Here is a 12536-nt window from a genome sequence, read left to right on the forward strand (position 1 = left end):
GGGGATCATGACCGATTTCACCATGAAGAAGGACGCCGACGGCGTCGCCATCATCACTTGGGACGTGCCCGGAAAATCGATGAACGTGCTGTCGCTGGACGGTGCGGCCCAACTCGACGCGCTGATCGACGATGCGCTGGCTGATGAGGCAGTGAAGGGCGTCGTCATCACCTCGGGCAAGAAGGATTTTGCCGCGGGGATGGACCTGAATGTCATCGCCGGGATGAAGACCGGCGGCGCGCAGGCGGTCTTTGACGGCATCATGACGCTGCACCGCGCCCTGCGGAAGATCGAGCTTGCGGGCATGGACCCCAAGACGAAAAAGGGCGGCAAGCCGATTGCCGCCGCCCTGCCCGGCACGGCGCTTGGCATCGGGCTGGAACTGCCTCTGGCCACGCATCGGATCTTTGCGGCTGACAATCCCAAGGCCCGCATCGGCCTGCCCGAGATCATGGTCGGCATCTTCCCCGGCGGTGGCGGCACGACCCGTCTGGTGCGCAAGCTGGGCGTGCTGGGGGCCTCGAGCTTCCTGCTGGAGGGCAAGCTCAACGAGCCTGCGAAGGCGAAATCCGCCGGGTTGATCGATGAGGTTGTCGCGGATCCCGTCGCCTCGGCCCGCGAATGGGTGCTAAACGCGACCGACGCCGATCTGGTGAAGCCCTGGGATGCCAAGGGCTACAAGATGCCGGGTGGCGAGCCCTATAACCCGGCAGGCTTCATGACCTTCGTTGGTGCCAGCGCGATGGTGCATGGCAAGACGATGGGCGTCTATCCGGCGGCGAAGGCGTTGCTCTCGGCGGTCTATGAAGGCGCGATGGTGCCCTTCGACACCGCGCTGAAGATCGAGGCACGCTGGTTCACCAATGTGCTGATGAACCCCTCGTCCTCGGCCATGATCCGCAGCCTTTTCATCAACAAGGAAGCGCTGGAGAAAGGCGCGAACCGCCCCGAAGCGCCTGACCAGACGGTGAAGAAGGTCGGCATTCTGGGTGCGGGCATGATGGGCGCGGGCATCGCCTATGTCAGCGCCATGGCGGGCATCGAGGTCGTGCTGATCGACGCAAAGCAAGAGGCCGCCGAGAAGGGCAAGGCCCATTCCGCCGACCTGCTGGACAAGGCGATCAGCCGCAAGAAATCGACCGAAGCCAAAAAGGCCGAGGTTCTGGGGCGCATCACCGCGACGACCGATTACGCCGCTTTGGCAGGCTGCGATCTGGTGGTTGAAGCCGTGTTCGAAGACCCAGGCGTCAAGGCCGAGGTGACGAAGAAGGCCGAGGCCGTGATCGGCCCGGACGCGATCTTCGCCACCAACACCTCGACCCTGCCGATCAGCGATCTGGCGCACGCGAGCAGCCGCCCGGACGAGTTCATCGGCATCCATTTCTTCAGCCCCGTCGACAAGATGGCGCTGGTCGAGATCATCAAGGGCAAGCAGACCGGCCCGCGTGCCGTGGCCAAGGCGCTGGACTTCGTCCGCCAGATCCGCAAGACGCCCATCGTCGTCCATGACGCGCGCTTCTTCTATGCCAACCGCTGCATCATCCCCTATATCAACGAGGGGCTGCGTCTGCTGGCCGAGGGCACTAGCCCGACGCTGATCGAGAATGCCGCCAAACAGATGGGCATGCCTCTGGGGCCGCTGCAGCTGGTCGACGAAACCTCGATCGATCTGGGCGTCAAGATCGCCAAGGCCACCCGCGCCGCGATGGGCGATGCCTATCCCGACGGGGCGGTCGATGAGGTGATCTTCCGCATGGCCGATCAGGGTCGACTGGGACGCAAGGCCAATGCCGGGTTCTATGACTATGACGCCTCGGGCAAGCGGCAGGGCTTCTGGGAGGGGCTGGCGACCGAATGGCCCGAAGCCGCCGAGCAGCCCGAGTTCACCGAGATCCAGAACCGGCTGATGTTCGTGCAGGCGCTGGAGGCCGTGCGGGCTTTCGAGGATGGCGTGCTGGAAGACATCCGCGAAGGCGATGTCGGCGCGATTCTGGGCTGGGGCTTTGCGCCCTGGACCGGGGGACCGTTCAGCTGGCTCGACATGCTGGGCGCGCCCCGCGCGGTCGAGATTGCCGATGCGCTGGCGAAGAAATTCGGGCCCCGCTTTGCCGCGCCCGCCTTGCTGCGGGACATGGCCGCCAAGGGCGAAAGCTTCTATGGCCGCTATGGCAAGGGCCAGAAGGCCGCCTGACACGACAAAAGAAAGCGGGGCATTTTGCCCCGCTTTCTTCATTCACGCGTGGCGTACAGTCAGTCTTCGTCCAGCAGCCGCTGATAGACTTCACCCGCAAAGACCAGCTGCGCATTGTTCTGCGGGTCAAGATATTCACGCTCGACCGGGGCGGTCATGCGCAGAAGAACCGCGTCCTCGGCCTTCGTCGCCGCGCAGATCCGGTCCAGCAGCATCAGTGCCCCCTCGCCGCCCTCGCTCTGCTGACGCAGGACCGAGGCGCAGCTGAGGTCCATGAATTTGGTCCCACTTTCGTCCTTGATCTCGACCGGCTCGAATTTCGGCGTCGAAGTGTTATAGCTTTCGCCCAGTGCCGAGGTCCCCTTCTCGAGGTTCTCTTGCAGGGCGGTCAGCAGCACGCGCTGCGCGGGCACCGTATGCCCGCTGGGAACCTGCGGGTCATAGCCGGTTTCGCCCTTCGCCTGCCCGGGCGCGGGCAGGATGCTCAGCATGGCGCGGCCGGCCTTGCCCTCAAAGCGGGCCAGCACCGCATCGCCGTCCTCCTTGACATCCAGCGTCTTCATATCGGTCACATCGCTGGGGATGCGGTCCTTGAAATCGGCGGGCGCGGCATGGGCCGCTGCGGTCACCAGAGACATGGCGCAGATCGCTGCAAATGCTGTTTTCATCATTCTACCTTTTACCTTTGCCCCTCCGAGTCCGGTCTGTCCCGTCCCTTTGGGGTCGGGCATCAACCGTGGCAGGGCACAATCGTTCCAACGAAAAAGGGGCCAGAACTCAGCCAGCCCCCAGAAAAGATGCGCTCAGACCAGCGCCTCGGCGCGGAAATCGGCGCGCAGATCGCGCTCGGGGCGCGGGCCCACATGCGAGATCACCTCGGCCGCCGCGATGCAGGCCATGCGACCGGCAGCGGCCAAAGGCGCGCCGATGGCCAGCCCATAGATCAGCCCCGCCGCGAATTGATCGCCCGCGCCGGTGGCATCGACCGGCACGATCTTGTGGACCGGGGCCAGCACGCGCTCTCCGTTGCGGATCAGGATCGCATCCTCGCCCGAGCGGGTGCAGATGACAGTGCCGCAATCAGCCTGAGCCTGCGCCAGCGCGGCCTCCAGATCCTCGGTCTGGTAAAGCGAGGTCCACTCATGGACGTTGCCGATCACGTAATCCATCGGACCCGCGACCAGACGGCGGAAATCCTCGCGGTGGCGGTCGACACAGAAGGGGTCGGAGAGCGCAATGCCCGCCTGCCCGCCCGCGTCGTGACAGGCTTTCGCGGCCTTCAGGAAGGCGGCCTTGCCCTTCGGCTTGTCGAACAGATAGCCCTCAAGGAACAGCCAGTCCGCACCGCTGAAGACGGCGGGGTTCACGTCCTCCTCGCCAAGTTCGGCCGAGATGCCCAGATAGGTGTTCATCGACCGCTCGCCATCGGGCGTGATGAAGATGATCGAGCGCGAGGTCGGGTCGACCTCGCCCGCGACGGGCGGGTTCACGAAGACGGTGCCTGCGGCTTCGGTCTGTTCGGCGTAAGACAGGCCCAGCGGATCGGCCGCCACGCGGCCGATGAAGGCAGTCTTGAGACCCAGCATGCCGATGCCCGCCAGCGTGTTCGCGACAGACCCGCCCGGCAGCAGCATCGGCTTTCGCTCGGCCGATTGCGCGGCTGTCAGGAACTCGGCCCGGTCGCGGTCGATCAGTTGCATGATGCCCTTCTGGACCTCCAGCCGGTTCAAAGCCGCGTCATCGGTCTGGGCCAGCACGTCCATGATCGCATTGCCAATGCCGATGACATAGGGGGTGGTCATGTGGTCTTCTCCTCATAGGGGCACAGGTCAGCCACGATGCAGACGGCGCAGCGCGGGCGTTTGGCCTGACAGATATAGCGTCCGTGCAGGATCAGCCAGTGATGGGCGTTTTGCTGGAATTCGGCGGGGACGTTGTCCTCGATCGCACGCTCGACCTGATCAACGTCACGCCCGGGCGCGATATGGGTGCGGTTGCCTAAGCGGAAGATGTGCGTGTCGACCGCCTGCGCCGGAATGCCGAACAGCGAATTCAGCACCACATTCGCGGTCTTGCGCCCGACGCCGGGCAGCGTCATCAGCGCGGCGCGAGAGGTCGGCACCTCGCCGCCATAACCGTCGACCAGAATCTGCGACAGCGCCATGACGTTCTTGGCCTTCTGTCGGAAGAGGCCAATGGTCTTGATATGCTCGGTCAGCCCATCAAGCCCCAGATCCAGCATCTGCTGCGGGGTCGAGACGCTGGCGAACAGCGCCTTGGTGGCCTTATTCACCCCCACATCCGTCGCCTGCGCCGACAGCGCCACCGCGACCAGCAGGGTGAAGGCATTGGTGTAGCTGAGTTCCGTCACCGGATGCGGGTTCCCTTCCCGCAGGCGCGAAAAGAACGCGATTTGCGTGGCATAGGGCAAGGGCTGGGGCAAACGGGCTGAGCGGGTCTTGGTCATGGCAGTTTGATGCCCTGCATCACTGGTTGACGCAAGCGCTGCGGCAGGGAACCATGCCGCGATACCACGCATTTTGCCGATGAAACGAGGTGTGACATGGTTCGAACGCTCTTCTCTCCGTCCCAGCCGGAAAGCGAATTGCAGGTCGTCGTGGTCTCGACACCGCCGGATGATGAGGATGTGGTGCTGTGCATCGGGCGCTTCACGACCCCTGTGGGCGCGATCATCGCCATCGGTGCCGAGGGCACGATCTGGGGCTTGGGCTTCGCGGGCGAGATGTCCGAAGAGGCCGTGCGCCACGACCTGACCCGACGCTGGCCCCGCGCCCGCTATGTCGAGGCGCCCGAGGCACTGGCCCCCGCCATCAGCGTTTTGCTGAAGAACCAGGGCGAGATGCGGGTCCGGCTGGTCGGCTCGGCCTTTCAGGTGAAGGTCTGGCGGGCGCTGCTGGACATCCCCTTCGGCGAACTCGCAAGCTATGGCGACATCGCGCATATGATCGGCCAGCCCAACGCCATCCGCGCCGTCGGCACGGCGGTCGGGCAGAACCCGGTCTCATGGGCGGTGCCCTGCCACCGGGTGACGCGCAAGGGCGGCACGCTGGGCGGCTATCACTGGGGCGCTGCGATCAAGCGCGCCATCCTGACGCGCGAGGGTGCCAGCATCGCTCCGCTGGCCATCCCGTCATTGTGAGAAATTGCACCGGAATTGTGCCTTCTTTCAGTGGCCTTGAGTTGGAACCCGTGGCATCTTCCGGGCGTTTCGGCATCAGTCCGCGCAAGGGCCGCTCGCCCAAGGCACAATCAGGAACGGGCAAAGAACGCGCCCATGACAAGAGGTAAAATCATGAAGACACGCATCGCACTGCTTGCCGCATCGGTTGGCATCGTCGCCCTTGGGGCCTGCACCACCGATCCCTATGGCCAGCCCTCGCAAATGAGCAAGACGCAGCAAGGCGCCGTCGCAGGTGCGGTCCTTGGCGGGTTGATCGGCGCGGGCGAAAGCAAGCAGAACGCCGTGAAGGGCGCGGTTGTGGGCGGCCTGGTCGGCGCCGTTGGCGGCTCGATGCTGGACCAGCAGGAAAAGACGCTGCGCCAGCAGATCAACAACCCGAATGTCACCGTCGTCAACAACGGCCAGAACCTGACGGTCACCCTGCCGGAATCGATCCTGTTCGCCACTGATTCCGCTGCTGTCTCGGCTCAGGGCCAGAACGATCTCTACACGATCGGTCGCAACCTGAACCAATATCCGAACAGCCGCATTCAGGTCATCGGTCACACCGACAGCACCGGCTCGGCCGCCTACAACCAGGACCTGTCCGAGCGTCGCGCCCGTTCGGTCGCCGGCATCCTCAGCGCCGCTGGTGTTGCGACCAACCGCATCTCGACGGTCGGCCGTGGTCAGGCCCAGCCCATCGCCTCGAACGACACCGTGTCGGGCCGCGCGCAGAACCGCCGGGTCGAGATCATCGTCATCCCGACGAACTGATCCCAAGCATCAGCAGACATGCGGGCGGGCACGGGCAATCCGTGCCCGCCTTTTTCATGCCCGCACGCGCCACAGGGCGGCACAAATGAAAAAGACCCCCGAGCCAGATGGCCGGGGGTCTTTCGATCTTTGTCCCTCTTGGCGCCGGTAGACCCGGCTGCCGCAATCAGTTGAGGCGCGTGGCCACTTCGTCGATGGCCTTGTCGATGGTCGCGCTGCGGTCGTTGCCCGACACCTGCTTGCCCAGGATCTCGGTCGCGGCCGAAACGGCAACCTGAATCGCGCGGTCACGGACGGCGCGGATCGCTCCGGTCTCGGCGCTGGCGATCTGTTCCTCGGCAGCCTGCAGGCGGCGCTTGATCGACTCGTCCAGCGCGCGCTTGGCCTTTTCGGCTTCCGCCGTAGCTTCGCGCTTGGCATTGGCGACGATGTCGTCGGCCTGGCCCTTCACTTCGCGCTGGCGACGCTCATAGCTCGCATAGATCTCCTGCGCTTCCTCGCGCAGGCGACGGGCCTCGGCCAGATCATTGCGAATGCCTTCCGCGCGCTTGTCCAGAAGTCCGCCGATGATCCCGGGAACCCGGAAATACAGCAGGACCAGAACAAAGGCGATGAACGCCAGCAGAACGACGAAATCGGTGTTCCGGAACGAGAAGAACGGACCGGACGCTGCCAGAGCGGGAGTCGCGCCAAGAAGCGCGAAAAGAACGCTGAGACGCTTCATTGCAGGGCTCCCTTCAGTCGCTGATCGACAGCCTCGTTGACCAGAGCCTGATCGGAGGTACCACCGAAGGTCCGGACCAGTTCCTCGGTCACGTCGCGGGCAACGCTGCGCGCATCCTCGACGGCCGAAGTGCGGATCTCGCCGATGCGCTTTTCCGACTCTGCGGTGCGCGCGGCAATCTCGGCGTCGGCCTTGGCGATGGCCTTGTCCAGTTCCTTCTGGATCTCGGCCTTGTTGGCCGCGACGATCTTGTTCGCTTCGGCCCGGGCATCCGCAAGCGCCTTGTCATAGGCTGCTTCGGCTTCCTTGGCTTTCTGCTTGAATTCCTCGGCCGCCATCAGGTCGCCGGTGATGGCCCCCTGACGATCGGAGAGCACGCCGCCAATGCGCGGAAGCGCGATGCGCGACAGCACCCAATAAAGCACCGCCAGCGTGACCAGAAGCCAGAAGATCTGGTTGCCGAAGGTGCTGATATCCAGCTGCGGCATGCCGGCTGCGGATTCAGCACCGTGCGCGGCAGCCGCCGCATGGGCTGCATCAGCCGCATGGCCAGCCGCATCGGCGGATTCGGTGATGGTCACCGTTTCGGTTTGTTCGACCACGACGGGCGCGGTCTGTTGCAACAGGCTGATCATTTCCTACCCCATGCCGGTCGTTTCACAATCGGGTGGGCGCGTCACGCCCCCACCCAACCGCAAGGATGGCAAAGGATCAGACTGCGAACAGCAGCAGCAGAGCGACGAGGAACGAGAAGATCCCCAGAGCTTCGGCGAAGGCCATGCCGATGAACAGCGTCGCGGTCTGCGAAGCGGCTGCCGACGGGTTGCGCAGAGCGCCCGCCAGGTAGTTGCCAGCAACGTTGCCCACACCGACGGCTGCACCAGCCATACCGATGCAAGCCAGGCCTGCGCCGAGATACTGTCCGAGTTGACCCAGATTTTCCATATTCATGCTCCTTGAGGCTTGGAAAGGGTTGTGAATTTGTTCCGACCGTCTGCGGGGCTCAGTGGCCCGGGTGCAGCGCATCCTTCAGATAGACGCAGGTCAGGATGGTGAAGACATAGGCCTGAATGGTCACGACCAGCACTTCCAGCGCATAGACGCCGACGATGGCCAGGATCGAGACGGGGGCCAGAGCAACGACTGCGGCGAAGGCTGCGAAGACCTTCATCACCGCGTGGCCTGCCATGATGTTGCCGGCAAGACGAATGGAGTGGCTGACCGGACGCACGAAGTACGAGATCAGTTCGATGATCGCCAGAACCGGGCGCATCGCTGCCGGAGCCGAGCTGACCCAGAAGAGGCCCAGGAAGTGGCTGCCGTTTTTCACGAAGCCCAGAATGGTCACGAAGAAGAAGACCATGAAGGCCAGAACCGCGGTCACCGCGATCTGCGAGGTGGGCGAGAAGGACATCGGCAGCAGCGCCAGGGCGTTGGCGAACAGGATGAAGCAGAACAGCGTCATCACATAGGGGAAGTATTTCAGCCCCTCTTTGCCGGTGATGTCCTCGACCATCTTGCGAACCATGCCATAGGTCAGTTCAGCGATGGACTGGCTGCGGCTGGGAACGATGGCGCGGCCACGGGTGCCGAAGACCAGCAGAGCAATGACGGCCAGCGCCGACAGCGCCATCCACAGCATCGCGTTGGTCGGGGTGTACCAGCTGATCGGGCCATCCCCGAAAAGCGGCTTGACGATGAACTGGTCCATCGGGTGGAAAACCAGACCACCGACCTCTTCTTCTGCTGCTGCCATCGTCATTCACCCTTGTCGTCTCCGGGGCGCCCCGGTGTCTTGCCAATTTCATTCGCCGTTCGCATCATGGTCTTCACCCCGGCCACAAGGCCCAAGAGGACGAAGATCACAAGAAAGAGCGGCATGGTGCTGAACAATGTGTCCAGCCCGAACCCTATTCCAAACCCGATGGCCAATCCCGCCACCAGCTCCGTGACCATGCGCCAGGCGATATTGGCCTGGTGGTATTTGTCCATGACGACCTCTTTGGGTCCGTCATCGATCTTCTGCGCGAGCCTGTGCTCCAGAGATTTCAGGCGCTCGGCATCCCGGACCCGCGCGGCCTCTGTCTCTGGCTCGTCAGCCAAGGCTCACACTCCCGTTATTTGTTGCGGCGGTGATAGGCACTTGACGGCCCTGAGTCAAGCAACCGGAACTGCATATCAAGACATTGATTTATAATGACATTGACAAAATGTCGCACCTTGGGTGTAGGCCGAAAACGCCTACAGATAGTGGTGGAGAATATTCAACCCGCGAGTTAAGGAAGGGATCGATGACCCAGAACATGCCGCAACTCGACGCGATTTTCTCCGCCCTGGCCGATCCGACGCGGCGGGCCATTCTGGGCATGCTGCTGGAAGACGACATGGCCGTCACCGATGTCGCGGCGCCCTTCCCGATCAGCCTGGCGGCTATCTCGAAGCATCTGGCCGTGCTGGCGGCGGCCGGGCTGATCCAGCAAGAGCGGCGCGGTCGCATCATCTGGTGCAAGCTGATGCCCGACGGTCTGCGCTCGGCCTCGGTCTGGATGCAGGGCTTCGGTCAGTTCGAGCCCGTCGATCTGGATGCGTTCGAGCGCTTCCTGGATCTGGAGTTCAATCCGCTTGTAAATGGCGACGACTGATCGCGGATTTTAACAATTTATTAATTCATATTAACGGCATGTGTTAAATTCATCACAAGCCGAGATGATCTGTGAATCCTCTGATCGAAGCATTTTTAATAACATCAGAGTTGCAACATAGGATTCGATACCACTCAGGGTTTATCGAGGCTTTGGATGCAATATACGATCCTGACGGCGACCTTCAGCACCAAGGTCTATACGAACCCTTCTGCGACAGGTTCGAACCAGTGGCGTCCATTCCTGAACCAATCGAACATCAGCTTCCAGAACGCGCAAATGGGCACCGTCATGATCGAGGATGACGACGCCACTTTCGGCAGCCTCACGCCCAGCTTCTACGATGACCCCGGCCTTGCGACGGGACAGTCTCTGGTCAATGCCGCGACCTTCGGCACGAATGGCACAGTGGTCCCTGCGGGGACGCGGATGTCCTATTTTCAGGCCACCATTCTCGAAGATCCCAACGGCAACCGGTTCCATGTCTTCTTTCCGACGATCCAGGATCTGTCGAAGGACCCCTATCCGATTGAGGTTGGTGACCGGCACACCGTCATGATCATCGCGCAACCGACCGTGGATGGCACTGGAAATACCGTCTGGCCTGAGTTTCGCACCGATGTTCTTTATCGCGCGCGCGGCACGCATGGGGTCAGCATCAACAACACCTCGACACGTTATGATCTGTCGATGCAAGCCCCCGACTGCTTTGCCGAGGGTACGCTGATCGAGACGGCCTCCGGTCCGCGTGCGATTGAGGGGCTGGCGGTCGGAGATCTGGTCCTCACGCGCGATCACGGTCCGCAACCGATCCGCTGGATCGGCGGTGCGCGCCTGTCGCAGGCCCGGCTTCAACTGATGCCGAAGATGCAGCCGATCCGCATCCGAAAGGACGCGCTTGGTCGCTGCATGCCGCAACAGGATCTGCTGGTCTCGCCGCAGCATCGCGTGCTGATCCGTTCGGTGATCGCGCGTCGGATGTTCGGGGCAGAGGAAGTGCTGGTCGCCGCGAAGCACCTGACCGGGGTGCCCGGGATCGAGACGGTATGCCCAGCCGAAGGCGTGAGCTATTTCCACATCCTTCTGGACCGGCATGAGTTGATCCGGGCCAATGGCTCCTGGTCAGAGACGCTGTTTCTGGGCCCGCAGGTCATGGGCGGCGCCAACGCGTCCGCCCTGCAAGAGGTCGCAGCCCTGTTCCCTGAACTTGCAACCAGCGCCGAAGCTGCAGGTGCACGCCCCTTCATCGCAGGCCGTGAAGGCCGCAAGCTGGCCGAGCGCCATCTAAAAAACGGCAAGGCGCTGGTCTGCTAAAATGAAAAAAGGCCGGGCATAGCCCGGCCTCAATTACTTCACCGTGATACGGCCATCCAGCTTGGGCGCAAAATCCGGCCCCTGCTTGGCCAGATATTCGGCCAGCACATCCGCAAGATCCGGCCCGAAGTCATAGGCGTCGGTGCCGTTCGTCTCGAAGACGGTGTAACCATCCCCACCCAGACGCATGTAGTTGTTCGAGACGACGCCATAGACCTTCGACAGATCGATGGGTTGCCAATTCCCACCTTCGCGCACCTGCACCTCGCTGATGCGGCTGCCAGCAGGCGCGGCGGGATCGACGGTGTATTTCAGCCCCGAGACCTGCGCGAAACGTCCCGCGCCTTCCTCATATTGGCTGGCGCCGTTCTCCAGCGCCGCCACGACATCCGCACCTTTCAGCTGGAAGGTCGACAGGGTGTTCTGGAAGGGCAGAACCGTCATCACCTCACCCATCGTCACCTCACCGGCGTCGATCGAGGCCCGCAGCCCGCCCCCGTTCTCGATGGCAATGGTGACGCCCTGATCCTTGACCCGATCCAGCATGGCATCGGTCACGACGACGCCCATCTCGCATTCGCGGGCGCGGCATTCGGTGCGGTCTCCGCTGATCGGGGCCTTGATCTCTGCTACCTTGCGCTGCTTCAGCTCTTCGATGGGCGCGCCCATCTCCTTGACCCGAGCGGCCAGCTTTTCATCCGGCACGACCGAGGAATCCAGCAAGATCGGCTGGCCTTCCGCCTTGATCAGCTTGCCCTTGTCATCCCAGGTCAGCGTGAGATGGCCCAGATACTTGCCATAGGAATAGGCCGTGGCCACAGGCACCTCGACACCATCCGAGGCCGCAACCATCGTCGGATAGGGCCCTTCGGCCCCCTCCATATCGCCCAGAAGCGTATGGCTGTGCCCGCCAATGATCGCGTCGATCCCGGCGACTTCGGCTGCGAATTCCTGATCGCGCTTATAGCCGGTGTGGGTCAGCGCGATGATCTTGTCGACACCGGCATCGGACAACTCCTGAACCTGGGCTTTCAGGCTGTCCATATCGTCCATGAAGATGACCTTGTCGCCCGGAGACGCGGTCTCCGGCGTGTCCATCGCCAGCGCCGAAACGATGCCGACCTTCTGGTCGCCCACGTCCAGGGTCAGCGATTTGCCGACCTTGTCCTTCAGCGGCTCGGACTGCGACAGGTCGAGGTTGCCCGAGATGACCGGGAAGTTCACCCCATTTGCCAGAACCGCCAACCCCTCGGGGCCGTCGTCGAACTCATGATTGCCGACCGCCATAGCATCGAAGCCGATGGCATTCATGAACTCGACCGTGTCCTTGCCCTTGTAGGTCGTATAGAACAGGCTACCCTGATACTGATCGCCCGCATCCAGCACGATCACATTCTGGCCATCGGCTTTCAGCTGGTCACGCAGTTCACGGATCTTGGTCGCAAGACGTGCGACGCCGCCAAAGCATTCGTTCTTGGCCTCAGCCTCGGCATCACATGTGCTGTCCGACTTGTTGATTGGCTCCACTCGACTGTGAAAGTCATTGATGTGAAGGACATGCAGCGTGTAATCGGCCTGCGCCGCACCTGCAGAAATCGCGACACAAGCGGATGAAATCAGCAACCAACGTTTCATTCTCTGCCCCATTCAAGAATGTTATCCGGACGGGGCAAAGCTTGGGCGAAGCGTCTGGCGAGGTCAATCGCA

Annotated in this window: 14 protein-coding genes; 5 read left to right on the forward strand and 9 right to left on the reverse strand. The window is 62.7% G+C overall.

Annotated features, from left to right (window positions below):
- Positions 1–7: 7 nt before the first annotated feature.
- The gene (locus IQ24_RS04295) at positions 8–2191 is read left to right on the forward strand and encodes a 3-hydroxyacyl-CoA dehydrogenase NAD-binding domain-containing protein (RefSeq protein WP_145396556.1); all 2184 of its coding nucleotides are present in this window, start codon (positions 8–10) and stop codon (positions 2189–2191) included.
- A 59-nt stretch (positions 2192–2250) separates the two neighbouring features.
- Here the strand turns inward: IQ24_RS04295 and IQ24_RS04300 are convergent, their stop codons facing one another.
- From IQ24_RS04300 to nth, 3 genes are all read right to left on the reverse strand, one after another.
- Positions 2251–2859, reverse strand: coding sequence for a hypothetical protein (locus tag IQ24_RS04300; protein ID WP_145396558.1), 609 nt, complete (start codon positions 2857–2859; stop codon positions 2251–2253).
- A 135-nt stretch (positions 2860–2994) separates the two neighbouring features.
- A complete protein-coding gene (locus tag IQ24_RS04305) occupies positions 2995–3993 on the reverse strand; it encodes an adenosine kinase (protein ID WP_145396560.1) in 999 nt (332 codons plus the stop codon).
- Positions 3990–4658 carry an endonuclease III gene (gene nth, locus IQ24_RS04310; protein ID WP_145396562.1) on the reverse strand — a complete coding sequence of 223 codons (669 nt, stop codon included), beginning with the start codon at positions 4656–4658 and terminating at the stop codon, positions 3990–3992. The genes IQ24_RS04305 and nth overlap by 4 nt, the downstream gene beginning before the upstream one ends.
- 96 nt (positions 4659–4754) lie before the next feature.
- On the opposite strand from nth, the gene IQ24_RS04315 reads away from it, so the two are divergent.
- Positions 4755–5351 (forward strand): methylated-DNA--[protein]-cysteine S-methyltransferase, encoded by a 597-nt coding sequence (locus IQ24_RS04315; protein ID WP_145396564.1) that lies wholly within the window; start codon positions 4755–4757, stop codon positions 5349–5351.
- Between the two features lie 153 nt (positions 5352–5504).
- On the forward strand, positions 5505–6149 hold the full coding sequence (locus IQ24_RS04320) for a YiaD family glycine zipper/OmpA-like lipoprotein (RefSeq protein ID WP_145396566.1): 645 nt from the start codon (positions 5505–5507) through the stop codon (positions 6147–6149).
- Positions 6150–6315: 166 nt separating this feature from the next.
- On the opposite strand, the gene IQ24_RS04325 is transcribed toward IQ24_RS04320, so the two are convergent.
- The 5 genes from IQ24_RS04325 to IQ24_RS04345 form a co-directional block, all read right to left on the reverse strand.
- Positions 6316–6873: a F0F1 ATP synthase subunit B gene (locus IQ24_RS04325; protein WP_145396568.1), complete on the reverse strand. Its 558-nt coding sequence runs from the start codon at positions 6871–6873 to the stop codon at positions 6316–6318.
- A complete protein-coding gene (locus tag IQ24_RS04330) occupies positions 6870–7508 on the reverse strand; it encodes a F0F1 ATP synthase subunit B' (RefSeq protein WP_145396569.1) in 639 nt (212 codons plus the stop codon). The genes IQ24_RS04325 and IQ24_RS04330 overlap by 4 nt, the downstream gene beginning before the upstream one ends.
- Before the next feature lie 76 nt (positions 7509–7584).
- Positions 7585–7818, reverse strand: a complete 234-nt coding sequence (locus IQ24_RS04335) for a F0F1 ATP synthase subunit C (protein WP_145396570.1) — start codon at positions 7816–7818, stop codon at positions 7585–7587.
- Between the two features lie 58 nt (positions 7819–7876).
- On the reverse strand, positions 7877–8629 hold the full coding sequence (locus IQ24_RS04340) for a F0F1 ATP synthase subunit A (RefSeq protein ID WP_145396571.1): 753 nt from the start codon (positions 8627–8629) through the stop codon (positions 7877–7879).
- A 2-nt stretch (positions 8630–8631) separates the two neighbouring features.
- A complete protein-coding gene (locus IQ24_RS04345; protein WP_145396572.1) occupies positions 8632–8976 on the reverse strand; it encodes an AtpZ/AtpI family protein in 345 nt (114 codons plus the stop codon).
- Positions 8977–9164: 188 nt separating this feature from the next.
- Here IQ24_RS04345 and IQ24_RS04350 point away from each other — a divergent pair, with 188 nt between their 5' ends.
- Positions 9165–9515, forward strand: a complete 351-nt coding sequence (locus tag IQ24_RS04350; RefSeq protein ID WP_199756477.1) for an ArsR/SmtB family transcription factor — start codon at positions 9165–9167, stop codon at positions 9513–9515.
- Positions 9516–9671: 156 nt separating this feature from the next.
- Positions 9672–10829: a Hint domain-containing protein gene (locus IQ24_RS04355; protein WP_145396573.1), complete on the forward strand. Its 1158-nt coding sequence runs from the start codon at positions 9672–9674 to the stop codon at positions 10827–10829.
- 33 nt (positions 10830–10862) lie between these two features.
- Here the strand turns inward: IQ24_RS04355 and IQ24_RS04360 are convergent, their stop codons facing one another.
- Positions 10863–12464 (reverse strand): bifunctional metallophosphatase/5'-nucleotidase, encoded by a 1602-nt coding sequence (locus tag IQ24_RS04360; RefSeq protein ID WP_145396574.1) that lies wholly within the window; start codon positions 12462–12464, stop codon positions 10863–10865.
- Positions 12465–12536: the final 72 nt, after the last annotated feature.

Origin of the sequence: Paracoccus sulfuroxidans (genome assembly GCF_007830335.1) — a bacterium.
GTDB lineage: Bacteria > Pseudomonadota > Alphaproteobacteria > Rhodobacterales > Rhodobacteraceae > Paracoccus > Paracoccus sulfuroxidans.

What these genes read in the sequence shown, in the direction of transcription:
- nth (WP_145396562.1), bottom strand. Translation starts at nt 4,658, where the DNA reads ATGACCAAGACCCGCTCAGCCCGTTTGCCCCAGCCCTTGCCCTATGCC.
- IQ24_RS04305 (WP_145396560.1), bottom strand. Translation starts at nt 3,993, where the DNA reads ATGACCACCCCCTATGTCATCGGCATTGGCAATGCGATCATGGACGTG.
- IQ24_RS04315 (WP_145396564.1), top strand. Translation starts at nt 4,755, where the DNA reads ATGGTTCGAACGCTCTTCTCTCCGTCCCAGCCGGAAAGCGAATTGCAG.
- IQ24_RS04295 (WP_145396556.1), top strand. Translation starts at nt 8, where the DNA reads ATGACCGATTTCACCATGAAGAAGGACGCCGACGGCGTCGCCATCATC.
- IQ24_RS04335 (WP_145396570.1), bottom strand. Translation starts at nt 7,818, where the DNA reads ATGGAAAATCTGGGTCAACTCGGACAGTATCTCGGCGCAGGCCTGGCT.
- IQ24_RS04325 (WP_145396568.1), bottom strand. Translation starts at nt 6,873, where the DNA reads ATGAAGCGTCTCAGCGTTCTTTTCGCGCTTCTTGGCGCGACTCCCGCT.
- IQ24_RS04300 (WP_145396558.1), bottom strand. Translation starts at nt 2,859, where the DNA reads ATGAAAACAGCATTTGCAGCGATCTGCGCCATGTCTCTGGTGACCGCA.
- IQ24_RS04355 (WP_145396573.1), top strand. Translation starts at nt 9,672, where the DNA reads ATGCAATATACGATCCTGACGGCGACCTTCAGCACCAAGGTCTATACG.
- IQ24_RS04350 (WP_199756477.1), top strand. Translation starts at nt 9,165, where the DNA reads ATGACCCAGAACATGCCGCAACTCGACGCGATTTTCTCCGCCCTGGCC.
- IQ24_RS04330 (WP_145396569.1), bottom strand. Translation starts at nt 7,508, where the DNA reads ATGATCAGCCTGTTGCAACAGACCGCGCCCGTCGTGGTCGAACAAACC.
- IQ24_RS04360 (WP_145396574.1), bottom strand. Translation starts at nt 12,464, where the DNA reads ATGAAACGTTGGTTGCTGATTTCATCCGCTTGTGTCGCGATTTCTGCA.
- IQ24_RS04320 (WP_145396566.1), top strand. Translation starts at nt 5,505, where the DNA reads ATGAAGACACGCATCGCACTGCTTGCCGCATCGGTTGGCATCGTCGCC.
- IQ24_RS04340 (WP_145396571.1), bottom strand. Translation starts at nt 8,629, where the DNA reads ATGGCAGCAGCAGAAGAAGAGGTCGGTGGTCTGGTTTTCCACCCGATG.